23 protein-coding genes and 1 tRNA gene are annotated in these 24,608 nt (G+C 46.9%); 10 read left to right on the plus strand and 14 right to left on the minus strand.

Annotation, left to right across the window (positions count from 1 at the left end; translation table 11 throughout):
- Window positions 1–85: 85 nt before the first annotated feature.
- Together BMW79_RS23725 and BMW79_RS23730 are read left to right on the plus strand one after the other, a co-directional pair.
- Window positions 86–1,408, plus strand: coding sequence for a Gfo/Idh/MocA family protein (locus BMW79_RS23725; RefSeq protein WP_089898750.1), 1,323 nt, complete (start codon window positions 86–88; stop codon window positions 1,406–1,408).
- Window positions 1,409–1,457: 49 nt separating this feature from the next.
- Window positions 1,458–2,195, plus strand: coding sequence for a 3-keto-disaccharide hydrolase (locus BMW79_RS23730; RefSeq protein WP_089898753.1), 738 nt, complete (start codon window positions 1,458–1,460; stop codon window positions 2,193–2,195).
- Between the two features lie 58 nt (window positions 2,196–2,253).
- Here the strand turns inward: BMW79_RS23730 and BMW79_RS23735 are convergent, their stop codons facing one another.
- Window positions 2,254–2,739: a GNAT family N-acetyltransferase gene (locus BMW79_RS23735; RefSeq protein ID WP_089898758.1), complete on the minus strand. Its 486-nt coding sequence runs from the start codon at window positions 2,737–2,739 to the stop codon at window positions 2,254–2,256.
- Window positions 2,740–3,030: 291 nt separating this feature from the next.
- Window positions 3,031–3,552, minus strand: coding sequence for a hypothetical protein (locus BMW79_RS23740; RefSeq protein ID WP_177192305.1), 522 nt, complete (start codon window positions 3,550–3,552; stop codon window positions 3,031–3,033).
- Between the two features lie 91 nt (window positions 3,553–3,643).
- Here BMW79_RS23740 and BMW79_RS23745 point away from each other — a divergent pair, with 91 nt between their 5' ends.
- Entirely contained in the window at window positions 3,644–4,798 is a 1,155-nt protein-coding gene (locus tag BMW79_RS23745) for a BamA/TamA family outer membrane protein (protein ID WP_177192306.1), read from the plus strand.
- A 17-nt stretch (window positions 4,799–4,815) separates the two neighbouring features.
- Complete coding sequence (locus tag BMW79_RS23750) at window positions 4,816–6,480, plus strand: phosphoethanolamine transferase (RefSeq protein WP_089898764.1); 1,665 nt, start codon at window positions 4,816–4,818, stop codon at window positions 6,478–6,480.
- A gap of 55 nt (window positions 6,481–6,535) precedes the next feature.
- Here BMW79_RS23750 and BMW79_RS23755 read toward each other — a convergent pair.
- Window positions 6,536–6,606: transfer RNA gene (locus BMW79_RS23755), tRNA-Cys, on the minus strand.
- Window positions 6,607–6,808: 202 nt separating this feature from the next.
- Between BMW79_RS23755 and BMW79_RS23760 the strand changes: the two genes are divergently transcribed.
- Both BMW79_RS23760 and dapF read left to right on the plus strand, forming a co-directional pair.
- Window positions 6,809–7,687, plus strand: a complete 879-nt coding sequence (locus tag BMW79_RS23760) for a nucleoside phosphorylase (RefSeq protein ID WP_089898767.1) — start codon at window positions 6,809–6,811, stop codon at window positions 7,685–7,687.
- A 30-nt stretch (window positions 7,688–7,717) separates the two neighbouring features.
- Window positions 7,718–8,500 carry a diaminopimelate epimerase gene (gene dapF, locus BMW79_RS23765; RefSeq protein ID WP_089898770.1) on the plus strand — a complete coding sequence of 261 codons (783 nt, stop codon included), beginning with the start codon at window positions 7,718–7,720 and terminating at the stop codon, window positions 8,498–8,500.
- Window positions 8,501–8,601: 101 nt separating this feature from the next.
- Here the strand turns inward: dapF and BMW79_RS23770 are convergent, their stop codons facing one another.
- Genes BMW79_RS23770 through BMW79_RS23780 form a run of 3 tightly spaced genes read right to left on the minus strand, consistent with a single transcriptional unit; the run spans window position 8,602 to window position 11,923 of the window.
- Complete coding sequence (locus tag BMW79_RS23770; RefSeq protein ID WP_089898774.1) at window positions 8,602–9,708, minus strand: glycosyltransferase; 1,107 nt, start codon at window positions 9,706–9,708, stop codon at window positions 8,602–8,604.
- A gap of 5 nt (window positions 9,709–9,713) precedes the next feature.
- Window positions 9,714–10,412, minus strand: coding sequence for a class I SAM-dependent methyltransferase (locus BMW79_RS23775; RefSeq protein ID WP_089898778.1), 699 nt, complete (start codon window positions 10,410–10,412; stop codon window positions 9,714–9,716).
- Between the two features lie 14 nt (window positions 10,413–10,426).
- Window positions 10,427–11,923, minus strand: a complete 1,497-nt coding sequence (locus BMW79_RS23780; protein WP_089898781.1) for an oligosaccharide flippase family protein — start codon at window positions 11,921–11,923, stop codon at window positions 10,427–10,429.
- 204 nt (window positions 11,924–12,127) lie between these two features.
- Here BMW79_RS23780 and BMW79_RS23785 point away from each other — a divergent pair, with 204 nt between their 5' ends.
- The 3 genes from BMW79_RS23785 to BMW79_RS23795 are packed head-to-tail and all read left to right on the plus strand — an operon-like array spanning window position 12,128 to window position 14,355.
- A complete protein-coding gene (locus tag BMW79_RS23785) occupies window positions 12,128–12,901 on the plus strand; it encodes a class I SAM-dependent methyltransferase (protein ID WP_089898783.1) in 774 nt (257 codons plus the stop codon).
- Window positions 12,902–12,945: 44 nt separating this feature from the next.
- Window positions 12,946–13,884: a magnesium transporter CorA family protein gene (locus BMW79_RS23790; RefSeq protein ID WP_089898786.1), complete on the plus strand. Its 939-nt coding sequence runs from the start codon at window positions 12,946–12,948 to the stop codon at window positions 13,882–13,884.
- A gap of 18 nt (window positions 13,885–13,902) precedes the next feature.
- Window positions 13,903–14,355, plus strand: a complete 453-nt coding sequence (locus BMW79_RS23795; protein ID WP_089898791.1) for an NUDIX domain-containing protein — start codon at window positions 13,903–13,905, stop codon at window positions 14,353–14,355.
- A 79-nt stretch (window positions 14,356–14,434) separates the two neighbouring features.
- Here BMW79_RS23795 and BMW79_RS23800 read toward each other — a convergent pair whose 3' ends face one another.
- Both BMW79_RS23800 and BMW79_RS23805 read right to left on the minus strand, forming a co-directional pair.
- Complete coding sequence (locus BMW79_RS23800) at window positions 14,435–15,277, minus strand: hypothetical protein (protein ID WP_089898794.1); 843 nt, start codon at window positions 15,275–15,277, stop codon at window positions 14,435–14,437.
- A gap of 169 nt (window positions 15,278–15,446) precedes the next feature.
- A complete protein-coding gene (locus BMW79_RS23805; protein ID WP_089898797.1) occupies window positions 15,447–16,253 on the minus strand; it encodes a queuosine precursor transporter in 807 nt (268 codons plus the stop codon).
- A 2,404-nt stretch (window positions 16,254–18,657) separates the two neighbouring features.
- On the opposite strand from BMW79_RS23805, the gene BMW79_RS34420 reads away from it, so the two are divergent.
- Window positions 18,658–19,113, plus strand: a complete 456-nt coding sequence (locus BMW79_RS34420) for a YfhO family protein (protein WP_407641648.1) — start codon at window positions 18,658–18,660, stop codon at window positions 19,111–19,113.
- 39 nt (window positions 19,114–19,152) lie between these two features.
- Here the strand turns inward: BMW79_RS34420 and BMW79_RS23820 are convergent, their stop codons facing one another.
- The 6 genes from BMW79_RS23820 to BMW79_RS23845 form a co-directional block, all read right to left on the minus strand.
- Entirely contained in the window at window positions 19,153–19,908 is a 756-nt protein-coding gene (locus BMW79_RS23820; protein WP_089898804.1) for a glycosyltransferase family 2 protein, read from the minus strand.
- An 8-nt stretch (window positions 19,909–19,916) separates the two neighbouring features.
- Entirely contained in the window at window positions 19,917–21,155 is a 1,239-nt protein-coding gene (locus BMW79_RS23825) for a glycosyltransferase (RefSeq protein ID WP_089898807.1), read from the minus strand.
- A gap of 3 nt (window positions 21,156–21,158) precedes the next feature.
- The gene (locus BMW79_RS23830) at window positions 21,159–22,127 is read right to left on the minus strand and encodes a polysaccharide deacetylase family protein (RefSeq protein ID WP_177192307.1); all 969 of its coding nucleotides are present in this window, start codon (window positions 22,125–22,127) and stop codon (window positions 21,159–21,161) included.
- Between the two features lie 42 nt (window positions 22,128–22,169).
- Window positions 22,170–22,862: a methyltransferase domain-containing protein gene (locus BMW79_RS23835; protein ID WP_089898813.1), complete on the minus strand. Its 693-nt coding sequence runs from the start codon at window positions 22,860–22,862 to the stop codon at window positions 22,170–22,172.
- Complete coding sequence (locus BMW79_RS23840; RefSeq protein WP_089898817.1) at window positions 22,855–23,793, minus strand: glycosyltransferase family protein; 939 nt, start codon at window positions 23,791–23,793, stop codon at window positions 22,855–22,857. The genes BMW79_RS23835 and BMW79_RS23840 overlap by 8 nt, the downstream gene beginning before the upstream one ends.
- Before the next feature lie 89 nt (window positions 23,794–23,882).
- Window positions 23,883–24,560, minus strand: coding sequence for a C40 family peptidase (locus BMW79_RS23845; RefSeq protein WP_089898820.1), 678 nt, complete (start codon window positions 24,558–24,560; stop codon window positions 23,883–23,885).
- Window positions 24,561–24,608 lie beyond the last annotated feature (48 nt).

Consider the following 24,608-nt stretch of genomic DNA (forward strand, 5'->3'; position numbering starts at 1 on the left):
TCCTCTTTTTTATAAATAATCCATATTTTTCCCTATTTTGTATTTTTAATTGTCAATTTAACAATTCCACAAAACGCTTTATTACATGAACAATTCCCGTAGAAGCTTTATCAAATCGGCGTCCACACTGGTGGCCGGCGCCGGGTTGGTATCGGCACTCCCCGCGTCCTTACAGGCACTCCCCCTTAAAACAGTAGCCGCCAGCGACCGCCTCAATATTGCGGCCATCGGTATTAACAGCATGGGCTGGGCAGATCTGACCGCTATGCTGAAAAACCCCGCTGCACAATGTGTAGCACTATGTGATGTTGATAAAAACGTGCTGGATAAACGCGTGGGAGAACTCGCGCAAAAAGGCATAAAAGTAAAAGCCTACAGTGATTACCGTAAGCTGCTGGAAGATAAAAATATTGATGCGGTGGTTATCGGAACACCAGACCACTGGCATTGCCTGCAGATGACAGATGCCTGCGCTGCCGGGAAGGATGTTTACGTAGAAAAACCCATGGGAAATTCTATTATAGAATGCCGTTCTATGGTAAATGCCCAACAGAAATATAACCGCGCCGTACAGGTAGGCCAATGGCAACGCAGTCAGCAGCACTTTAAAGATGCTATCGAATTTGTACATTCCGGTAAACTCGGAAAAGTACGCCTGGTAAAGGTTTGGGCTTACATGGGCTGGATGAAATCCATCCCGGTGCAGCCAGATGGGACCCCTCCGGCCGGCGTAGACTACAAATCCTGGCTGGGACCCGCTACCACCCGCCCTTTCAACCCCAACCGCTTTCACTTCAATTTCCGCTGGTACTGGGATTATGCAGGTGGCCTGATGACCGACTGGGGTGTACACCTGTTGGATTACGCACTGCTGGGTATGAAATCTGACGCACCAAAATCTATTATGGCCGCCGGTGGCAAATTTGCTTACCCCGACGATGCCGCTGAAACACCGGATACCCTCACCACTGTATACGAATTCGATGGTTACAATATTCAATGGGAACAAGCCACCGGTATCGATGGCGGCCCTTACGGACGTGATCATGGCATTGCCTTTATCGGCAACAATGGTACCCTGGTACTGGATCGCGGCGGATGGGAAGTGATTCCGGAGAAAGATAAAATGGAAGCGGTACCAAGAAAGAAATCGGTGGACAATGGCCTCGATCTGCATACCACCAACTTTGTGGAAGTGGTAAAATCCAGACAGCTTTCCGACCTCAACGCCTCTGTGCAGGTAGGTTCTCTTGTAGCCACCACGGCCCAAATGGGAAATATTGCCTATCGTACCGGCAAAAAGATCTACTGGGATCAGCAAAGCGGCAAATTCACCGACAGCGACGCCAACAAACTGTTAGCAGCACAATACCACAACGGATATAAACTGCCTAACGTAACCGTATAAACGAAGGAACAACTTTAGCATCATCTACCTAAAAAATACAAAAAGACACATGCGTACGTTACTGTTTTCTGCCTGTACCTTACTATCCCTTGCCGCAGCTGCACAAAGCAAGCAGGCCGCGAAACCGGAAGACACGGAGGTCTGGGATCCGGTACCAAAAGTGATTACCGCCGGTACCGAAATCCTTACCGCCCCTTCAGATGCCATCATCCTGTTCAACGGTAAAAACCTGGACAGCTGGGAATCAGAAAAAGGCGGCCCCGCCAAATGGGACGTAAAAAATGATGCGATGACCGTGGTGAAAGGCGCCGGCGTTATTAAAACAAAACAGACATTTGAAGATTTTCAACTGCATATTGAGTGGCGCACACCGGCTGAAGTGAAAGGGGAAAGCCAGGGCCGTGGCAACAGCGGCATCTTTATGCAGGAGCAATATGAACTGCAGGTGCTGGACAATTACGACAACCGCACCTACTCTAACGGGCAGGCTGGTAGTTTCTACAAACAAAAAATTCCGTTGGTAAATGCCTGCAAAAAACCAGGCGAATGGCAAACCTATGATGTGATCTGGACCGCGCCACGCTTTAATAACGACGGTTCACTGAAATCTCCCGCAAGAGCCACCGTATTGCAGAATGGCGTGCTGGTGCAAAATAATGTGGAGCTGGAAGGCAAAACAGAATATATAGGTAAACCTACCTATGTAAAACACGGTGCTAAATCCATCGCACTACAGGACCATGGAAATCCGGTAAGCTTCAGAAATATCTGGATCAGACCCCTGTAAGCCGGCAATATTTTATAGCAGCAGCGAAGGTTATCTCCGCTGCTGCTTTTTTTTTAAGTTAAACTGTCTCCGCTTCAATATTCAGCGATAAGTACACCGCATCGCTGATCGGATTGTCGTAATAAGCCGCTATCGGCTGAAATCCGAGTGAAGTGTACAAATCAATCGCAGGACGCATATGCGCCAGGGTATCCAGGAGAATCCGTTTGTACCCCAGCTTCCTGCTCTCTGCAATCGCGGCACTGGCCAGCGCCTTTCCAACGCCATGGCCCTTAAAGGCGTCCTTTACAAAAAGACGTTTCATTTCTGCAATACTGTTGTCGAACGACCGGAGGGCTACACAACCGGCCAACTTTCCATCTACCAGCGCAAGGAACAACGCTCCTGACGGTGGTACATACACGCCGGGCAGATGGGCCAGCTCCTCTTCAAATTGCTGAAAACTAAGGTCTACACTTAACCAATTGGCATATTCGCGGAAAAGCAGCTTCACCTGGTCCAGGTGCTTGGAATCTTCGGCGGTTACTTTAATGATCTCTGTCATAACCACTTCTTTTTAATGTATATAAAACGCAACAAGCCTTCTGCATGCAGAAGGCTTGTTGACCGGAAATTGCTGGCAGCTCCATATTTTAATAGAAAATGCCGCCGATATCTTTATTATCAATTACACACGCTGTGATTAAATAGCTATAGTAAATCATTGATAAATCTCTTGCCTTCTGATAACCTCACCTGCCTCTTGCGGGGTATGCAATATAATCTTTTGGATTGATATTTCAGCATACTCCGCATTATTTCTTTTTTATCACTGAAACCTGCCAGCAGCAAGGATTCAGGCGTTAGCCCGGATCACTTTCAGCAGGTCCTCCCGCTCGGCTGCTGTTAATTCCCCTGCCTTGAAAAAACGGCATATCCCGTTCCTGTCAATAAACAGGATACAGAACTTATTATTCACATCTCCCATGTGCCAGCTGCGACTCAGGGTATTATCTACGTCTGTGTAAATATTAGCACCGGTCTGGTTCACCTCCCGCCGCACCATCATCCGTACAATGCCGTTGGGCAGCAATGGCGCATCATTCAGGTTCACAATCCCGAATGCAAAAATATTCGGACTGTTGATCGGATTTTTTTTCAGGTAGTTGGTAATCGTTTTATTCTGCGATGCATGATCCGGATCCGGGTAAAAGATCAGGTAAGCCTTCTTGCCCCAGTAAGGCAACTGCATCGGGTTATTACTCGCATCCCGGATGGTTACCTGCGTCACTTTATCTCCCTTCTTTAATATCCGCTGCTGTCCCAAAACCGGCATCAGCAATGCCATAGCGCATAACGATAAAATAAACTGCTTCATAAACAGGGGGCTTAAATCTCGGGCGAAATATTTTTTTCCGGCCTCATTCATCCTTTTCTCAAAATGGTTGTTAAAAAGAACAGATGAATCCATGATGATAAAAAACACTTTTTTCTTCCTTTTGTTCTGCTGCCCGTTACTGGCCGCCGCGCAGGAACTACCGGCAGATACCACTGCTCCTCCCGCCGCGCCCAAAGGCCTGTTCAACAGGATCGTATACTACCTGAAACACACCAACGACGTGAAGAAAAAAAAGAAATTCGATTTCAGTATCATCGGCGGTCCTTACTATGCCCCCGAAACCAGTGCCGGTATTGCCGTTATGGCTGCGGCCCAATATAGAACAGACTACCGCGATTCCCTGCTGCCCGTTTCTAACGCTTCCGTATATATGTCCGGCTCCCTCACCGGGTTTTATGGCATCGGCATTAACAGCAGCACCATTTTTCCGCACGACAAGTACCGGCTCAGTGGCAAGGCCTCTTTCAGCTCCATGCCCAATAAGTACTGGGGGATCGGATACACCGCCGGCAACGATAAGGATAACTATACAGACTATACGCTGCTCACCAATAAAATATCGGCCGACTTCAGCATCAGGATCCTGCCTAACCTCTATGCAGGCATCGGAGTGCAGGTCAACAACGGACAGGCCAGCAAAGTGGACAGCGGTTTTAACAAGCCGCTCATGCCCACCGCCAGTGTATTCGGCTTCGGCATCGGTCCTTTTATCATCTACGATTCCCGCGATTTTATTCCCAATGCTTACAAAGGCATGTATGCCCGGCTCGGATATAAAAACTTCCCGGCATTCCTGGGTAATACGGCGGCCTTCTCCGGCTGGGAACTACAGGTAGACAATTACATCCCCCTCTGGAAAAAAGCCATACTGGCCACAGACGTATACGGGCAATCTTTTACCAGCAACGTACCCTGGACCCTCATGGCCGAAGCTGGTGGCTCCAACCGTCTGAGGGGCTACTACGAAGGAAGGTTCCGCGACAAAAACTACCTGGCCGTACAGGCGGAAATCCGGCAGCGGATCTATGGCCGCAACGGCGCGGCAGTATGGATAGGCGCCGGCAATGTATTCCCGGACATTAACGCATTCCGGTTCAATCAGACACTGATCAGCTACGGCATAGGCTACCGCTGGGAATTCAAGAAAAGAGTCAATATCCGGCTCGACTATGGCATGGGGAAAGACCAATCCGGTTTTTACTTTGGCATCAATGAAGTATTCTAATCTGTAATAATTATTCCATGGTCCGACTGCATTGGAACCGACAATCTTTTTTCTTACTGCTTTTTGCAGTCATGTGGATTATTCCCAATATCGTGTTGGTATATATCCGCTTTTCCTGGCTCAACCTGCTGGCAAACGGGCTATTCCCCTTTACCATTGGCCTCAGCCTGCTGGCTGTTTTCCGCAAACCCGGCATTATGGTGTTGCTCATGCTGCCCATGCTCATCATTCACGCCTATGAGATCGTATTCCTGTACCTCTTTGGCCGGGAGGTGATTACGACAGATATGTTCCTCAATACCGTTACTACAGATGTGGAAGAAAGCACCGAGCTGCTCTCCAACATTTATCCGGCCATTATTATCGTATGCCTGCTCTATATCCCGCTGATCATCCTGGCAGTGGTGTCCTGTCGTATGAAAGAGCGGCTGCACGCAGGCTTCCGCCGTACTTTCAGCCTTTTGAGCGCCATTGCCGCCCTGATCATGGCAGGCATCATCCTCATCTCCGGCACCCGTATGGATGTAAGTGTTTATCCGCTCAATATGCTGTACAATTTCAACTTCGCCGTGAATAAGTGGTACCGGGAGCGCAATTATCCTGTCACTTCAGCAGGGTTTACCTTCAACGCCGCCAGGCCGCAGCATGCGCCTCAGCGCGAAGTATACGTACTGGTTATCGGCGAATCTGCCCGGGCCATGAACTGGCAGCTGCTGGGCTATTCCCTGCCCACCAATCCCGAACTGAGCCGCGTTCCGGGTTTGTTCGTTTTCTCCAATATCACGAGCCAGTCGAACGCTACCCAGAAAAGCGTGCCCCTGATCCTTTCTGCGGCTAATGCCAGCAACAGCGCTGCCCTGTATAGCCAGAAGAGCGTTTTAAGCCTGTTTAAGGAAGCCGGCTTCAAAACCGTATTCATTACCAACCAGGTAGCCAATCAGCAGCTGATCGGCTTCTATTCGCGGGAAGCAGATGAGCGGATAGATATCAATAAAGGCATTGCAGAAAATACCGCCGGCAAATATGACGAAAACATGTTGCCTGTTTTATCGCAGGTGATCGATCAGGACAGCAGCAACCTGCTGATCGTACTACATATGCACGGATCGCATTTTAACTACGCTTACCGCTATCCGCCCAATTATGCAGTGTTCCGTCCGGATCAGCCCCTGCAGATCAAAATACATCATAAACAAGCCCTTGTAAATGCCTATAACAATACGATTGTGTACACGGATCATTTCCTGGCGGAAGTGATCCGTACTTTGTCGGCCCGCCAGCTATGCACCGGGATGCTCTATGTATCTGATCACGGAGAAAATCTTTTCGACGACGACCGCCGTCTCTTCCTGCATTCTACCCCCTTCCCTACCATTTACGAGCTGCATATTCCACTGCTGATCTGGCTATCACCACAGTATGTACGCGCATGGCCCGGCAAAGCGGAAAGCACCGCGCAAAACATAGCGCAACCCGCCGATACCCGCGTAATATTTCATACGCTCTGCGATATGGCAGGCATTACCACTCCTTACTTCAGGCCCGATGAATCACTGATGAATAAAAATTTTGTACCGCAGGAACCCAGGATGATTCTTGGTGATCATGAACATCCGCAGAACTTTAACCGGTATTTCCAGCCGGAAGATGAAAAAGTATTATCGGCCATGGGAAGAAAATAAAAAAGGTAAGGACATAAAAAAAGCCGCTACAAGAGCGGCTTTTTATTCATTTGAGAGGTTTCGAGCGGATTCGAACCGCTGTACGAGGTTTTGCAGACCTCTGCCTAGCCACTCGGCCACGAAACCATCTTTTCAAAATGCCCGCCTAACTTCCCCACTGGCGTACATTTCATTCGTTTTGTGGGATTGCAAAAGTAGTAAATTTCTGATTACCACCAAATATTATTTAAAAAATATCTGAAAAAATATTTTGATAATAAGGTAGAACGAAGGAATATTGAGGCAGAAAACAGGAAATGTTGATTTGTGAAAAATAAAAATTAGTACAATGGATAATCGTATTGCAGCATCAGAACTGATCATCAACAACCGTGGCGCAGTGTATCACCTGGACGTAAGACCGGATGAACTGGCACCTACCATCATTACGGTTGGCGACCCTGATCGGGTGGGTGCAGTAAGTAAACACTTCGATAAAATTGAGAGCACCCATCAGCACCGTGAATTTGTAACGCATACCGGTTATATCGGCGACAAAAGATTATCGGTGGTATCTACCGGTATCGGTACCGACAATATCGATATTGTGCTTAATGAACTGGATGCACTGGTAAATATAGATTTCGACACCCGCCTAGTAAAACAAACGCTCACTTCTCTTAAAATTGTCCGTCTCGGTACTTCCGGCGCCCTGCAGGAAAGCATTCCGGTAGATAGTTTCGTGGTATCGTCGCATGGTCTGGGTCTCGACAATCTCATGAACTACTACGTTTTTGAAAACACGACCTCAGAAAAGCAGTTGTTACAGTCGTTCCGGGGCCAGGTATTCCTGCAGCCCGGTGGCGCCAATCCCTGCCTCTTTGAAGCATCAGCTTCCCTGCAGTCGCTTTTCACAGAGGGTTTTCATACAGGCATTACCGTTACCTGCCCCGGTTTCTATGCACCACAGGGCCGTGTACTCCGTGGTACCCTGTCGAACCCGAACCTGATCGATAACCTGACCAGCTTCAACTACGAAAACCACCGCATCACCAACTTTGAAATGGAAACTTCTGCCATCTATGGTATGGGACGCGTACTCGGACACGAATGCCTGTCCGTCAGCGCGATCGTGGCCAACCGTATCCGCAAGGAGTTCAGCAAAGACGGCGGCGCAGCAGTAGCCTCCCTCATCGAAAAAGGGCTGGGCATCATCGCAGCGATATAAGGCATTGGTTATTTTTTTATCTTTGTTGACATGAACAATATCCACTTCTATAAATACCAGGGAACCGGCAATGACTTCGTCATTATGGATAACCGGGATGGACAATACGACTGGCTTACAGACGAACAGGTGAATGAACTCTGCGACCGCCGCTTCGGCATCGGTGCAGATGGTCTGATGCTGCTGAATAAAAGCGAAGACTACGACTTTGCCATGAAATATTACAACGCAGATGGCCGCGAAGGCACCATGTGCGGTAACGGCGGCAGATGCCTCGCCGCTTTCGCCCACAAAATGGGCGTTGGCGATGGTAACCTCTACTTCATCGCGGTAGACGGCGAACATCAGGCAACCCTGGACGGCGACAACTGGGTAAACCTTAAAATGCAGGATGTAGACGACGTAGAACATGGTCCGCTTTACTATTACCTGAACACCGGCTCCCCGCATTTTGTAAAGTTTGTGGAAGATGTACAGGCAGTGGATGTTTTTAACGAAGGCCGTGGCATCCGCTATAACGACCGCTTTGCGGCCGAAGGCACCAATGTGAACTTCGTACAGAAATTCGAAAACGGTATCTTCGTACGCACCTACGAAAGAGGCGTGGAAGATGAAACGTATTCCTGCGGTACCGGCGTAACCGCCGCTGCACTGACCTTTGCAGGCACAGAAGAAAAAGAATATGTAGTACCGGTGCAAACCTTAGGCGGCCAACTCGAAGTACGCTTTACCAAAACCGGTGAACGCACTTTTGATAATATCTGGCTCTGTGGCCCTGCCACATTGGTGTTTGAAGGAAATATCTCAAAGTAAACCAGTATATAAAAAAGCAGCAGGGTCGTTTTCATGATGAAAACGACCCTGCTGCTTTTTACCCGGGTCCCCACGAACTAAGATAGATTACCGGTATATTTTTATACTTCCAGCAAAGCCGCTAATTTCGCTGCCTGCACCGGAAAATGATAGTTCTCCGAAATACGCGCACGTGCTGCCGCGCCCATCTGCTTACATAAAGCAGGATCTTTCAGCAATGTAATGATATCTTTCGCCATTCCTTCCACATCCCCTTCATCTACCAGCAATCCGCTAACCTGTTCCAGTACTGCATCCCGGATGCCCGCATGACGTGTACTCACCACTGGCAATCCACAGGCGCATGCTTCCAGTATACTTACCGGCGTTCCTTCTGAATCGCCACTTGGCGGCCGCAGGGAATGCTGTACGTATATGCGTGACTGATGCAACGCCCGGATAATTTCCTCCGAAGATTGCACCCCTGCAAATGTAATCACATCTGAAAGCCCGAGCGAAGTAGCCAGCGCTTTCGAATCCTCCAGTAACTCACCTCCGCCGATCATCTTCAACCGCGCATCCGGTAATGCGTCATGCACTATTTTAAAAGCCCTGATCAACAGATCCGGCGCCTTCTTTGGCGTAAACCGTCCTATGTTGATCAGCAGCGGACCATTCACAGAAGGATCTGTAGTAGTAAAACGTTCGAGATTAATGCCGTATGGAATAAATGCTATTTTGTTTTCGGCCGCCCCCAGCTTTATCAATTCCTCTTTCATTTCTGTAGATACTGCCACTATCCGGTGCGCACAGGTGAACATATGCCGGTAGGCCTCCCTGAACTTAGCAAGCGTATTATACTCATACGCATCAAAGCCATGAAAATGTACTACCAGCTTCACATTCGCCATCACGCAGGCATCCGCGACCGATACGCCTACCGGACCATAGTTGGCCAGCAAAGTGGTCACCTTTCTCCTCTTCAGGTAATCAGCCAGCGAACGCGAATAAATCCGATGAAACAAGCCCGGCGCCAGCTTTTTTGTAATACCTCTTACCACATGAATATTAAACGGAAAGGGCAGCTGCCAGTCTTCCTCTTTCGAATGTATCGGGTAGTTTCCTTCATAAATCAGCGTTCCAGGCTGCAATTGCGCAATCTGGTCTTTGATAAAAGTCTCTGAATAAGCCGCTAAATTAGGACTGGCAATACATAGTTGGTCATTCATGCCATTTATTTTTTCTCCGCTACAATTACGAATGTACAGGCATCCCTGTTCTTACTTTCCTGGGAAGTTGTTTTATCAAACAGCCAGATCAACGGCTGAAAAATAGCCGCCAGCACAGGATGCATGAAGGTGGGTACTTTAAACAGAAATCCGTCCTGGAAAAGTTGTAATCCCATGGCAGAACGTCCGATAATACCATGAAAATACTGAATAGCGAAACCGCGTTCAGAAATGATCTTATTCAAACCTGCTGATGTCCAGCGCCAGTAATCAGTTGGATCCGGATGAAACATCCAGTAACCATGTGTACTGATAATGAGTTTTCCGCCCGGTTTCAGAATACGGAGGGCTTCCGTAAGATAAAAGATCGGATTCTCCACGTGTTCCAGCACCTGGGTAGACAATACCAGGTCTACGCTGGCATCTTCCATGGCAATCCTTCCTTCCGGGTCTATATGTATGTCTGCATGCTTATTCAGTTCCAGGTCTATGCCGATATACTGCTTTACATAAGGTTTAATCAACGGCTGATAAGGCATATTGCCACAACCATAATCAGCAATCACCAGCTGGCCTTTTAAGGGGCTGATGAATTTTGCCACTACGGCTTCTACCTGTTTTCTCAACTGAATCAGGTAATATCTTCTCGGGCTGAAAAGGCTGGGCCTTAATCGCACAACGCCCGCTTCTCTTGACTCACTCATGGATTAGATTTTAGTTATGAACGGTTCCTTGCTGTTATTTTACGAAGAACAGAGAAAAAAGTAGAGTTAATATCTTCAGACACACGCAATATCAGTATACCTGACACAAACAGCAATGTAAAACAAATACCGCTAAGCAGAATATTGATATACAGATTACCCAGATCCGGCAGGGCATAATGACACGCAAAGTACACTACCGCACTTATTCCGATTGCCTTTAACGTGTTCAGCGAAAAAGGCTGCAACCCGAAACGGATCCAAATGAAGATATAACGGATGGTATTAAAAGTAAACATAGAAATCAACAACGCATAACCGGAACCGGTAATCCCATACTCCCTGATCAGGAAATAATTAAGTGGGATAGACATGGCCACCAGCAAGGTAGAGCTGACTAATTCAAAATACCATAAGCGGGAGGTAGATAATAACTGCTGATTCGCTCCTGTTCCCATGTCTATTACTTTGGCGACACCGAGGTAAAACACCACATACTTTGCCACCGAATACTCAGCCGGCATCATTTTGTAAATGTTATCGATATTAAGCCAGATAAACAGGAAAATGAATAACGCCGCCACCAGCTGCAGAATAGCAGACTTCTTATAGATCTCATCTATCTTTGAAATATCTTTATCCTTCCAGGCCTGCGCCATCACCGGTGTGGCTATAGACGCAATGCTCCGCTGCGGTACCTGGATCAGTGTAGCCATATACGTAGCAATAGACAGGTAAGCCGCCTGGTTCAATCCCTTGAAACTTGAAATAATCAGTGAATCCACATTCTGGGCCACCACAAAAAAAAGCGTGGCCGACATCACCGTTCCGGAATAAACTCCCATCCGCTTGTACATACGCCGTGTCACCGAACTTATCCTGAAAGTGAAATGCAACAGATTCTTGCGCCTCAGACAAATCAGTAATACCAGCAATGCAAAAAAGTACGACAAACTGAATAACCACATGAACACCGGGAAACTGATCCATTTGAAAACATACAATACAATCAGAAACGTTGTAAAGATGCGCACACCCAGCTCCTTCAGTGAATTAGACAATACCGTTTCATGCCTCGACCAGCTGTACGACTCAAACACGGTATACATGACCAAACCAAATACTGCCGGGTACAAGAGGTAGAAATAGTCTATAAACAGCGGTGAATTAGTATTGTATTTCCTGACAATCAGCCCCTTAAAGATAAAAGTACCTCCTACAAACAACAGGAACCCCAATAGACTGATTAAAAATACCCAGGTCAGCAGGTCATTTTTCTTCTCCGAAAGATGAGTGGAATAATAAGGATAATATCTGTTCATCATGGTGCCGGTGCTGAAAGTGCAGAAAGGCACCATAATCAACCCCAGATCAAAAAAAATACGGGTCAGCCCAAACTGGTCGCCCGTAAAAAAATGAGGAAAAAGCAAAACAGTATTAATACCCCCTATCGCAAATCCCAGATAAATCAACAGCGATGATTTTATGCTCTGATGTTTTACTACTCCCATTTATATATTAAAATATTAAGACTTGTTTGAACGCACAATATTACATTAAATGCCAACATGAATCAACATTATAACGAAAGATAACGCTCACATTAGGCTTTAATAAAATATCTTCATTCCCAATATAATTTTATATTTTTAATCGTTATAAGTAACAACCTGCCGGTTAAAGGCAACCATATATTGATTTTAAAAATAACCCTTATGGCCGATAGGCAAAATGTCGAAGCATATTATGATGAACACATCACCGGTAAACTGACAGGATTTTACGACGGTAATCCTAGGGCCGAGATGGGCTGGAAAACCCTCACCTCCAATTTATTATCCGCTCCTCAAACCATCCTTGAAATAGGCTGTGGCATTGGCGATTTTTGTTATAAAATGCATACCTGCTGGCCGGAAGCTATGGTAACCGGGCTCGATATCAGTCCGAAATCTATTGAAGTAGCCAACAAACTTTTCAGCAACAACCATCTTAAGTTTGTTACCGGCATCCTGGATGAAAAAGTATTTGCCGGACAGAAATTTGACCTCATCGTTCTGATGGACGTGTATGAACATATTTCCAATGAGATAAGGCCGTCGTTTGATAAAGTACTGGCAGACCTCCTCAGCGGGCAAGGTGCCATTCTGCTCACTTTCCCTACGCCACGGCACCTCGATTACCTGAAAAAAAATGTACCGGAAGAAATCCAGCCGGTAGATGAAGATATCAATGTACATACTATTTCCTCCCTGGCCAATACCACTGCCACCGATGTTATTCTTTACCAGGAAATGGAAATCTGGAGCAGAGGCGATTATGCCCATGCTTTCCTCCGTAAACCGGAAAAAGACTGGAAAGCTGTTCCCACACCCCCTACAGGCGCGAAAAGAATAGCAAGGGCATTGAAAAAACTTGTCAGAAACAATAATTTACTGTCAACCAGGAAAAACAGGGTCAATTTTGTAAAAAAGAAGCTCGGGAAGAATTGAGGTAAAAACATGGCAATTCAACATTTTGACTACCTTTGCGCCCGATGATCCAGTATTTTACAAATATAGACTCCAAAACTGTAGAAATACATCAGCCTGAAAACGGCGCCTGGGTTAATATTACCCCTCCGCTCAAACAGGCCGAATTTGAACAGTTGTCAGAAGAACTCGATATTCCCCTGGACTTCCTCACGGACTCCCTGGATATTGACGAAAAATCGAGGTTTGAACTAGAAGACAATGTAAAACTCATTGTCCTGAAAACCCCTACCGAAAATAATTCGATCAACGAAAGCGAGGCCTACTACATTACCATCCCCATCGTGATTATCCTGACCCACCATCAGATCATCACCGTAAACTCATTCGATAATACTGCCATCAAAAAATTCCTGAATACTTTTCACAACCGCTCCCCGGAGAAAAGGAATATGATGGTGCTGAAAATATTTGAAAAGGTGGTTATCAATTTCCTGGATTATCTCAAGGAAATCAACCAGCGCAGGAATATGCTCGAAGCAAAACTCTACGATTCCAACCGGAATGAAGAACTGCTCGGTATCATGCGTATTCAGAAAAGCCTGGTGTACTTCGTAACCGCCCTGCGCAGCAATGAACTGCTGCTCATGAAACTGGAACGTACCAACTTCCTCGGCCTGAATGAAGATGAAAAGGAATTCCTGCAGGATCTGATCGTAGATACCTCACAGGCGCTGGAAATGGCCAACGTATACACCAACATCCTCAGTAGTACCATGGATGCTTTTGCCAGTATCATTTCCAATAACCTGAACGTGGTGATGAAGCGGCTTACCTCCATTACCATCATCCTTACCTTTCCCATGCTGGTGGCCAGTATCTATGGCATGAACGTAGATATTCCCTATCAGCACACCCTGCACGCCTTCTACATCCCAATTATCCTGTCTATCGCCATTTCAGTGGTGATCAGCTGGTATTTTATGAAGAAGAAATGGTTTTAGGCCAATTTAATCAAGCATATGCAAACAGGATTTAACGTTAGAGTATACGGCATCATGATCAACGATCAGCGACAGGTGCTCGTTAGCGATGAATATATCCGTGGGGGTTACTATACCAAATTCCCCGGCGGCGGACTTGAATTCGGGGAAGGAACCCTGGAATGTATTGTCCGCGAATGGCAGGAAGAACTGGGGCAGGACGTGAAAGTGGTGGAACACATCTATACCACCGATTTCTTCCAGATCTCCGCATTCGACAATGAAACCCAGATTATCTCCATCTACTATCTCGTAACACCGTTGTCGCCCTTTGTGGCAAACGTAAGCACAAAGCCCTTCGACTTTACGGTACCCGAAGGCGTGGAGGAAGTGGAACGCGCCCGCTGGATCAATTGGGACGAGTTTTCTTCCGGCGTGATTACACTGCCGATCGATAAGGTGGTGGCGGATATAGTGAAAGCAAAATATTAGGCCGAAGCCCGATTAAAAAGAATGCCCCCCAAAAAGTATCAGACTTTCTGGGGGGCATTCTTTTTATATATTCCCTTAATTAAGGCTTTATGATGTAGCTATATTTATAGTCATTTATATATCCGCCTCTATTCCTGCTGAGGATCCCAATGTTGTTAGTTCCCTGTGCCGGTGTAGTGGCGGCAGTCATGTATACTTCATCATCCCACGTTAATTTGGTCACATTGTGATAGCTGAGGATGTAATTACCGTAAAGATTTGCCACCCTTTCTGCCAGCAACGGATTCTTTGATAAATAAAGCGCCAGCGGATTATCATAAGATCCGTATTCCATCGTCTGAAAGGAGTTGGAAACAGGATCAGTACTGGAATATCTTCTGTAATGGCTTTGGGTGACGTTATTGTTATTATTGTACGTAAATTCAGTGTACTTGTAAACACGTTCCACCCCAAGGAAAAGAACAGTATCCGCATAGGCAAATTTTGTCATTTTGCCCATGGCATCCACTGTATAGACAGTGGTATCTGTTGCTACCCATGCGTTTCTCACGGGAAACCAACTCCTGGTGTATTGGGTAGCTTTTGCGCCATTCCAGACAATGGAGTCCATATTGTGAAAATCACCTTGGGTATCAGAAGTTTCACCAGCAATTACTTTACCATTACTATCGTAAGTATACTTATAGGTACGCTTGAATCCGTCCGGCAAAAGTAGCCATCTTTCGGTGATCAGGTCGTTTTTATACACAAAGCTATCTACATACAGGTCTTTTTCACTAATTGTCTGAAGCAGGTATTCAGTGGGTTTCGGCTCCGGTTCGGGTTTCGGTTCTTCCTCTTTTTTCATGGTACACGCGGTAATGGTCATTACGAGCAGAACTGCTGAACAGGTCAGGGACAAAACATTTGCTGACTTAAACATAAATATAGGTTTTGGGTTTATTTACAAACTGGTGCTACATTCTTAATAAAGGCAGAATGGTCAAACATATTGATTTCATTCTCACCTCAGTTGCAAAGGTAGAAGTAAACTTTTATCTGTATTTCCTGAATTTTAACTAGATAGCTTCCCGCAAATAATCCCGCCTGATTTATATACCCGGCACCGGCTCCTCCAGCGGATGCTCCTTCCCCATCGCTGCGGCCTTCATTCTCTTTGCAGTATCATGTCCCAGGTAACGTTCTATCCGGTGTTCCATTAAATAGATAACCGGTGTCAGTACTACTGCTACTACAAATTTATAACTGTAGTTCACCAGGCAGATAGCCAGTACCCGTTGCCAGCTCCAGTTGTTGCCCAGCTTAAACGCGATATATAATACAATAAAGCTGTCTACCAGCTGTGATACCACTGTAGAACCGGTAGCCCTTAACCACACATGTTTCTCTCCGGTACGTTTTTTAATTTTGTGAAACACCGTCACATCCACGATCTGGCTCACCAGGAAAGCAGTTAAACTACCCAGTATAATCCACATGCCTTGTCCGAAGATACTGGAAAACGCATTTTGCATATCCGGGATCCCGGCATCCGCCTTGCTTCCTTTCCACCAGCTATCAGCTGGTACACTCATCGCTACCCAGAACATAATAAACGCGTAAGAGATCAATCCTACCGCGATGTAGGAAATACGACGCACTGCCTTCGGCCCGAAATATTCGTTAACAATATCCGTCATCACAAATTCCAACGGCCATAATAATACACCCGCTGTTAATGTATAAGACAATCCTGTCTGACCAAACAGGGTAAAGGTATGCACGGGCAATCCCAGTAATTTCTCCAGGGAAAATAGTTTACCACCAATACACTCCGCTATCAGCGCATTCGCCACAAAGAAACTGGTGAATATGAGGAACAGTTTGGTGGGTTTGTCGTTTAACAGATCTTTGATCATCAGTAATTAACTATGAGTTGAAATATAAGGATGGCAATATTGAGCAAATATAACCAGGGAGGCAATGTTTTCCATTGTATTTTTTTTAACAATAAAAACACACCTGTCAGGATACATATCAGGCCATTCAACGGAAAGGCAATCCCGACACCGAGTACCAGTATATGATTCACAACATTATCAAAAGAGTGATCATATGCCGTAATACGCAGGATTTCGCTAATAATAAAACACAGATTGCATATAAATGCCACTTTTAACAGGAACCGGATCCAGCGCATATTGAAATTTCGGATAAATTACAGTTATTTTTGTTTCTTTAAAACTAAATCCAAAATATCCGATGAAGCAAAACTGGCTAAAAGCCATTCTTCCACATCTTGCAGCAATAGGGATTTTCCTCTTGCTGGCATTCGTTTATTGCGCTCCTGTCCTGGAAGGCAAAATTGTGAACCAGAGCGACATGAAGAATGTACGGGGAATGGCGAAAGAGGCAAAGGACTTTTATGAAGCAACCGGTGAACGGCCCATGTGGACCAACAGTATGTTTTCCGGTATGCCCTCCTATGTAATATTTACAGGTCCGGGCGCCAATAAAGTAGCGTACATGAACAGAATCATTACGCTGTATACGCCAGATCCCGTAAATATGCTGTTCCTCGCCATGATCAGCATGTACCTGCTCCTCTGTATCCTCGATTTCAAATACTGGATACGGGTGATGGGCGCCATCGCTTTTGCCTTCTGTTCCTATAATGTGATCCTGATAGATGTAGGACATATCACCAAAATGTACGACATCGCACTGATGCCCGCTGTACTGGCAGGTATCATACTCACCTACCGTGGCCGGCTACTTACCGGTGCGGCATTGACCGCCCTGGCTACCGCCATGCTCATTTACAATAATCACCTCCAGATCATTTATTACACCCTCATTATGGTGTTGTGCCTGGCCGTTGGTGCTTTCATACATTTTTTCCGGGAGAAGCAACTGCCGCAATTCTTCAAAGCATCAGGCCTGCTTGCCATTGCCGGCGGCCTCGCTGTGCTCACTTCGATGGACAGTCTCCTGATCCTGCGCGAATACACCGACTACACCATGCGTGGCAGCAAATCGGAACTCACCCTGGATCAGGACGATGTGAAACAAAAAAAATCGACCGGTCTGGAAATAGAGTACGCGTACGACTGGAGCTATGGTAAAGCGGAATCAGGCACTTTTCTGATTCCTGGCTATGTCGGTAATTCCTCCGGACAGCGGTTAAGCGCCAGCTCCAATTTCGGTCAGCAAATGATCAGTCTCGGCGCCAATGAAGCACAGGTAGAACAATTCCTCGGCCAGCAGAAACTGCCACTTTATTATGGTGCACAATCCAAAGGAACTTCCGGTCCCGTATACGTGGGTGCCATTATCTGTTTCCTTTTCGTATTATCATTACTGTTAGTAAAGAGCTGGCATAAATGGTGGTTGCTCGCTGTTACCATCATCGGCTTTATACTGGCCTGGGGTAAGAATATGGCGTTTATCAACGACTTCCTCTTCTACCACCTGCCACTGTACAACAAATTCCGCGCTCCTGCACAGGCGCTCGTACTCCCGTCACTGACTTTTGTCATCCTCGCCTGCTGGGGCTTACAGGAAGTGGCCAATGGTAAACATACCACCCAGGAGCTACTGAAAAAACTGAAAGAATCATTATATATCACTGCCGGATGCTTACTCGGTTTTGTCCTGATCAGCTATTTCTTCGTAGGCTTTACTTCTGCCAGCGATGCTTCTATGCTGCAATACTTCTCCCAGATGATGGGCGGCGAAGAAAATGGTAAACTCATGATCCGCGCCCTGGAGAAAGACCGTAGCAGCCTGCTCCTGAAAGATGCTTTCCGCTCTGCCTTCTTCATTCTGGTAGCTGCCGGCGCCATCTGGGCCTTCCTGGTAAACAAAATGAAATGGCAGGTCAGCGCACTCATCATCACTGTATTTGTTACCATCGATCTCTTACAGGTAGATAAAAACTATCTCGGCAGCGAAAGCTTTGTCGATGATATGAGCTATATGCAGGATCTGCAGCCCTCTCCCGCTGATCTGCAGATCAAACAGGACCCGGATCCTTACTACCGCGTATTCAACCTGGCTACCAATCCGTTCGATGATGCGTCGCCTTCCAACTTCCACAAAAACATTGGTGGTTACAGCCCCGCCAAATTGTGGTTATACCAGGACCTCATCTCCCACCAGATCGCCAAAAACAATATGCGCGTGCTGAATATGCTCAACACGAAGTATTTTATTGTGCCCGATCAGAAAACAGGACAGCCGGTAGCGCAACGTAACCCGGACGCATACGGCAATGCCTGGTTTGTAAAGGATATCGTATGGGCGCCCGATGCCAATACCGAAATGAAAACACTGGATTACCTGAATACCCGCGACTCCGCTGTGATCGACAAACGGTTTGAACAACAGCTGGCCAACTTCAAACCCGGCGCAGATAGCAGCGCTGCTATCCAGCTCACCAAATATGGCCTCAACAAACTGGAATACACTTCCCGTAACAGCCAGGAAGGTTTTGGTGTGTTCTCTGAAATCTACTACCCTGCCGGATGGGAAGCCTTTATTGATGGCAAGCCTGCGGATATTATCCGCACCGATTATGCACTGCGTGGCATCAAAATACCAGCAGGTGAGCATAAAATAGAAATGAAGTTTGAACCTAAAACGTTCTTCACCGGTTTGAAGATTGCAGGTATTTCTTCCACCCTGCTGCTGTTACTGGTAGTATTGTCTTTGGGATGGGATTTTTACCAACAGGGAAAACAACCGGAAATAACAGAAACGAAAAACATCAAAAAATAAACTTATCAAAAAAGCCTCCAAACGGAGGCTTTTTTAATGCTAATATCTTTTTGAAAAAAAGTACCGTAACCCTATAAACAGGTGATGTCCAAAATTAGGCAGATGCCCGTAATACCGGCTTAATATCTTATATCGTTCCTTCCAGGCCAGCCGCTGGTGCTGCTTGGAAGTACCACCCACCCTGAAACGCGCCACCACCTGATGAGTATTACATATTTTATGCGACGCCTTCAAGGTCCGGATCATCCAGTCAATATCCGCACAAACGCGGTACTGCAAATCATACAACGGACTCAGACTACGACGGATAATATATGCCTGGTGCGACACCACCATACCATGTTTCAAACTTTTCCAGTTGAGCTGCTCAGGCACCTGGTGCGGCGTTTGCGCCGACCTTAAGCCCAGATCCTTCCCGTTTTCATCCATAAACATCGCCTCTCCGTAGTATACATCCGCATCTGCGCAGGTGGCCATCATTTTACTGATTACCTCCGGAGATGCCAGTACATCGTCTGCATTCAGGAACAACAGGTAATCGCCTGTAGCCAGCTGCATGCCTTTGTTCATGGCATCATACAACCCGTTATCCTTCTCAGAAATGACGGTGGCAATACGGGAACGGTATTTTCCAATCACCTCCATCGTATTATCCTTTGAAGCCCCATCCACAATCACGTATTCAATATGCGGATAGGTTTGCCCCAGCACACTCTGAATAGTGCTTTCTATAAAACTGGCTGCATTAAAACATACGGTAATAATGCTCAGTACCGGTGAAGATGCGTTGTTCATGTGTCTTGTTATTGCGGGTTCCTGACCACTGATTGAAATAAGTGATAGTATTGTCCGGCTACTACTTTCATACCAAAATATTGTGCTGCATAAGTCCGGGCTGCTTTGCCAAACTCCCGGCAGAGATCCGGATGTTGCAGCAGGTGCAATGTCTTACTGGCAAACTGTTGCTGATCGCCGGGTGGAATTACATACCCGGTAACGCCATCCTGTACTATTTCCCGGCAGCCGCCTACATCAAAAGTGATACAGGCCGTTTCACAGCTACTGGCTTCTATCAACACATTCGGCAGGTTGTCTGCTTTCGTGGGATAAAAGAAAATATCGCTGGCACTGTAGCATTGCATCATTTTTACGGTGTCTTTCACATAACCGGTATACACACATTCCAGGTTTTTAAACGTTCCCGGCAGCTGGTCCTTCCCGATCATGAGCAGGTACACTTTACGATCCAGCTGCGCATCCAGCAAATGCAGGATCTGCAGCAGTTCCGCTCCTCCTTTGAATTCACTGTTAAACAGCCGCTCCGATACAAAGGTGATCACCGGTGCATCTGCCGGAAGGCCCAACGCCTGCCGGGAAGCGGCTCTATCCTGCGGCCGGAAATAATCCGTATCGATAGGATTCGGAATATAAGCCAGTGGCTTGCTATTGGTCAGCGGACTCTCCGCAGTCATCTGGTACAACCAGCGTGAAGGCGACACAATATGCAGATCACTGGCGGCATATAACTTTTGCTTTCTCTTTATCAGGTAATTGCCGGTGGGCAATCCCATGGCTGGAGAGCGTTTATACTCTCCTTTACCGGCTTCGCCACGCTGCCAGGATGTATCGCCAAAGGTATGTGCGGCATTGCCTGTGAGCGCCCACATATCATGCAGGGTCCATACAATAGGCGCCAGTGCAGATAAGCGGGGCAGTAAACTGGCGTCAAAATAACCGCCGTGAATATTATGCAGGCTGATCACATCCGGCCGGAAGGCAGCGGCAGCACGCATAATAGCGGAAGTGGAAAATGGAAAATATAAATATTGTAATCCTATGCGGTTGCTCAATACGTTGATTCCTCTTTCAATCACGTTGCGCACCATACCCGGACGGGTAACAGTGGCAGCAGCGGCGGTATGCGTACCTACCAGGAACTGATTATCGGTGTGGTGGTATGTAGCCAGTCCGGCGGCGATCCTTTGTGCTGCAATAGCGGCGCCACCGCTGTTTTCGTATTTATTGACAAAGAGTATTTTCACCGGCTAGTATTTAAAGAACTGTTGCAGCTGTCTGCGGAATACGTCCATGGGCCAGTCGCGCACCAGGATGCGGGGCAATGCGTAGGGATTGCTCCAGCTATGCACCTGTCCGTGATAGTTGGCACAAACCAGCTGCAAACCCAATGCTTTACAGGCTTTGATGCTGTCGGCATTGTAGTAGCGTTTGATACCCAGGAATTTCCTTCCTCCGAATGGATAGGAAAAATGCACCTGTGGCTGCGACAGTACGCCTTCCAGGATCTCTTTCGACATACCGATTTCGGTGTACTGCTCTTCATAGGTCAGCATGCCTACCGCCGGATGACGGTGCGTATGACAACCGATAGTGGCATAAGCGGCACTACCCATAGCTTTTACTTCCTCCCAGGTCATGAGCCGGTGGGAAGCACGCCCGGTGGCCGGTTTGCCTGACCATTCGTATAGTTGCTCCATCGCAGCGTCAATGACGGCTGGCTTGCAGAAACGGAGTTCCTGCTGCAGGGCGTAATATGTTTCCCGTATAGCCGTCAGCGTGGAAGTGCCATATTCCCTGCGTTGCCCGTTGATGTTAAGCGTTAAGGCAGCCGGAAGTCCGTTGCCCGTGAGCAGCACTCTTTCCAGGTCGTCCCACCATAATTCAAATGCGGTATTGATCTTTGAAGTGGTAATATAAAACAGGGCGGGCACCTGGTGACGGGTCAGCAAGGGTAATGCTTCCAGGTAGTTATCTGCGTAGCCATCGTCGAAGGTCACAAATACAGACCGCTCGGGAAAAGGCTTTTTATTTTTTACATGATACAGGAACTGATCAGCGTCCAGTACATGGTAATCTGCTGCCAGATGTGCCAAATGGGAATCGAAATGTGCCGGGGTAACAGAAAGTTCCTGTGGGTCCTGCTGCAGGTTCGTCACCCGGTGGTACAGTAACACCACTGCGGGTTGCTGCACTTTGTTGGCGACATAGTGCACCACAGAAAATATTTTTTTACTCAGGTCCCCCATCGGATAATAATATTATGCTTTTCTGGCTCTTACCGCAAGGATGATCGGGTATACCGGGTCCTGGTAGTCCAGTTCTTCCGGGAGTAATTCCTCTGCGGAAATCCCTTGCAGGATAGCCGTACAGGTAAGTACATTGCCGTAAGAAATGATTTCTATGTTGTCTTTACCAAAAATTTCACCAAATACTTTTTCGGCCGATTGTGCCGTGAAGCGCCAGTAGTCGCCCCAGCGCTGCTGGTCGTAAGCGGAAATCTGGGTAGCGCCGGCTAAGGTGGCCAGCAGTACCCCACCTGGTTTCAACAGGTGGTAAGCCCCTTCTATGGCGGTTTTGAAGTCGTAGATAAAGTTAAAGGTCTGTGTACAGATGAAACAGTCGATACGGTTTTCCGGCAGGGAAGCCTTATCTGTCAGATCTCCTATAATGGTTACCTGGCTCCCGGCCTGTACGTGCAGCACTTCATACTTCGTAACACCGGTACCAAACTGTTTTGAATAACTGCTTTCCGCAATCTCCAGCACATGGCCTTTTATATCGGTGTCATGCGCTTTCAGAAAAGAGGTGATATAATGACGATCCACGGGCGTGCCACGATCGAAGCCGAAAGTGGTAGACAGCGGTTGCAGTCTCCTTAAGTTATCCCAGGACACCGGCGATATCACTTCCCGCTTCAACTTTTTAAATATATTCCGGACTATCTTAAGCATGGCCAGTTATTTTTCTCCAGTATTTTTTAAGCCTGTTTTTGATCTTCGCGGAAACAGTCATGCCGGCGTTGGCACGCAGGAATTTTGCAAATAACTTCTCCATCGGCAGATTATTCTGTACCGGAATATTATCTACCGCAACAGGATGCTGGTAAATATCAGTATACAGCCAGTCTTCTTCCTTGAAGTGATGTGTAGCCCCTGCCACATTACCATCATGCCTCACCAGCGATTTCACCGGGTACAGGGTAAACATATCATGCAGATAAGCGGTGGCTCTCCAGCGGATCGCCCAGGAACTCACCTTTCCGTTCTTATGCTGATGTAACATGCGGAAAAACGGGTAAGCGCCCCAGAAATCAAAAGCGGCTTTCAAACCTTTCGCTTTAATTCCTGCGATCACGGTGTCGGTATCCCGCTCAAATTTGTTCCAGGCCCTGGACCAGGTACCCCAGCCTAAGCTACCGGGATCATGCACCAGGAAAGTAGATGCGGTATAATCAGCCGGTATGGGGAACGGATACAGATAACCGTGTACCGCCATCACTTTTTCTTCCTGCTCATAGCGGGTCAGCCCATCGTTCATAAATTTCAGGAAGAAGGGAGACACAGTCAGGTCATCTTCCAATACAATTATTTTCCCGTGTTTACTGATCACTTCTGTAACCCCGTCAATCACGGAGGTAGCCAGCCCTTTGTTTTTGGTAGCTTCGTAGATCACTACCTCCTTACACCATTGTTTGCTGTGCACAATATCACGCACTTCCTTGATCAGCTGCAGTTGTGCCGCAGTGGCGCCTTCTTTGGCTCCGTCGCAATAAACGTACAAAGTACTTTCCCCCGCTTCCCTGTTCTCACTCAGATGTTGCAGCGTGCTCTGTGTGAGCGTTGGCCGGTTGTAGACAAATAATACGATGGGAGCTAATGCCATGATATGAAAAAGTACTGCGCCAGGCAGTTGTTAGGTTTAAAGGGTAAAAATCGTATAAAATTAACAATAAAACAAATGTGTGAAAGCGGCTACAGTCGTCCACCACCGGCAAAATATTTCTTCCAGTAAGGTTCTTTCAGATCGCTGATCATCACCCCCGAGCTGGTGGAGGCATGTACAAATTTGTCGTTTTCAAGATAGATACCCACGTGGGAAATCCGTTTCTTGTGGATGCGGAAAAATACCAGGTCTCCTTCATGCAGGTCGCGCGCACTCAGCCTTTTTACCTGCGTAAACAGATCCGTGGAATTGCCGGAAAGGCCCAGCTGAAACACCGTGTTCATCAGCGTATTCACAAAACCGGAGCAATCAATACCGGATCTGGTTTTGCCACCAAGGCGATAGGGTGTGCCATACCAATCGTCGATAAAGCTATAGAGTTTCTGGTTCAGTACATCTTCTACAGCTACATCCAGCATCTGCGCATACTTGAACTGCCAGCTCTGTGCATTTTCCAGGTTAGCACTGCCCCTGGTAATGTTCTTACTGATACTGACGTCCTTTGGATTATAATTGGTGGTGGTATTTTTTGAATGACGGGAAGTGGCAATGCCATCGATAAAAGTAATCCGGTTGCCCTTGTCGGCAGTAGCAGGTGTGGTAACTGGTTTCTTGTTAGTGGTACCTTTTTTCAGTGAAGCGCAGGAACTGAGTGACAATGCACAAATCGATAACTTCACAAACAGATGTCCCTTTACTTTGATCATAAGCGCTGGCTAAATTTTCGCTAAAATACAAATATATAGCGATTTACA

The sequence above is a fragment of the Chitinophaga arvensicola genome (assembly GCF_900110835.1).
GTDB classification, from domain to species: domain Bacteria; phylum Bacteroidota; class Bacteroidia; order Chitinophagales; family Chitinophagaceae; genus Chitinophaga; species Chitinophaga arvensicola.

Excerpts from the sequence above, each read along its gene's own strand:
- BMW79_RS23725 (WP_089898750.1), top strand. The coding sequence starts at position 86 with ATGAACAATTCCCGTAGAAGCTTTATCAAATCGGCGTCCACACTGGTG.
- BMW79_RS23730 (WP_089898753.1), top strand. The coding sequence starts at position 1,458 with ATGCGTACGTTACTGTTTTCTGCCTGTACCTTACTATCCCTTGCCGCA.
- BMW79_RS23735 (WP_089898758.1), bottom strand. The coding sequence starts at position 2,739 with ATGACAGAGATCATTAAAGTAACCGCCGAAGATTCCAAGCACCTGGAC.
- BMW79_RS23740 (WP_177192305.1), bottom strand. The coding sequence starts at position 3,552 with ATGAAGCAGTTTATTTTATCGTTATGCGCTATGGCATTGCTGATGCCG.
- BMW79_RS23745 (WP_177192306.1), top strand. The coding sequence starts at position 3,644 with ATGATGATAAAAAACACTTTTTTCTTCCTTTTGTTCTGCTGCCCGTTA.
- BMW79_RS23750 (WP_089898764.1), top strand. The coding sequence starts at position 4,816 with ATGGTCCGACTGCATTGGAACCGACAATCTTTTTTCTTACTGCTTTTT.
- BMW79_RS23760 (WP_089898767.1), top strand. The coding sequence starts at position 6,809 with ATGGATAATCGTATTGCAGCATCAGAACTGATCATCAACAACCGTGGC.
- dapF (WP_089898770.1), top strand. The coding sequence starts at position 7,718 with ATGAACAATATCCACTTCTATAAATACCAGGGAACCGGCAATGACTTC.
- BMW79_RS23770 (WP_089898774.1), bottom strand. The coding sequence starts at position 9,708 with ATGAATGACCAACTATGTATTGCCAGTCCTAATTTAGCGGCTTATTCA.
- BMW79_RS23775 (WP_089898778.1), bottom strand. The coding sequence starts at position 10,412 with ATGAGTGAGTCAAGAGAAGCGGGCGTTGTGCGATTAAGGCCCAGCCTT.
- BMW79_RS23780 (WP_089898781.1), bottom strand. The coding sequence starts at position 11,923 with ATGGGAGTAGTAAAACATCAGAGCATAAAATCATCGCTGTTGATTTAT.
- BMW79_RS23785 (WP_089898783.1), top strand. The coding sequence starts at position 12,128 with ATGGCCGATAGGCAAAATGTCGAAGCATATTATGATGAACACATCACC.
- BMW79_RS23790 (WP_089898786.1), top strand. The coding sequence starts at position 12,946 with ATGATCCAGTATTTTACAAATATAGACTCCAAAACTGTAGAAATACAT.
- BMW79_RS23795 (WP_089898791.1), top strand. The coding sequence starts at position 13,903 with ATGCAAACAGGATTTAACGTTAGAGTATACGGCATCATGATCAACGAT.
- BMW79_RS23800 (WP_089898794.1), bottom strand. The coding sequence starts at position 15,277 with ATGTTTAAGTCAGCAAATGTTTTGTCCCTGACCTGTTCAGCAGTTCTG.
- BMW79_RS23805 (WP_089898797.1), bottom strand. The coding sequence starts at position 16,253 with ATGATCAAAGATCTGTTAAACGACAAACCCACCAAACTGTTCCTCATA.
- BMW79_RS34420 (WP_407641648.1), top strand. The coding sequence starts at position 18,658 with ATGAAAACACTGGATTACCTGAATACCCGCGACTCCGCTGTGATCGAC.
- BMW79_RS23820 (WP_089898804.1), bottom strand. The coding sequence starts at position 19,908 with ATGAACAACGCATCTTCACCGGTACTGAGCATTATTACCGTATGTTTT.
- BMW79_RS23835 (WP_089898813.1), bottom strand. The coding sequence starts at position 22,862 with ATGCTTAAGATAGTCCGGAATATATTTAAAAAGTTGAAGCGGGAAGTG.
- BMW79_RS23840 (WP_089898817.1), bottom strand. The coding sequence starts at position 23,793 with ATGGCATTAGCTCCCATCGTATTATTTGTCTACAACCGGCCAACGCTC.
- BMW79_RS23845 (WP_089898820.1), bottom strand. The coding sequence starts at position 24,560 with ATGATCAAAGTAAAGGGACATCTGTTTGTGAAGTTATCGATTTGTGCA.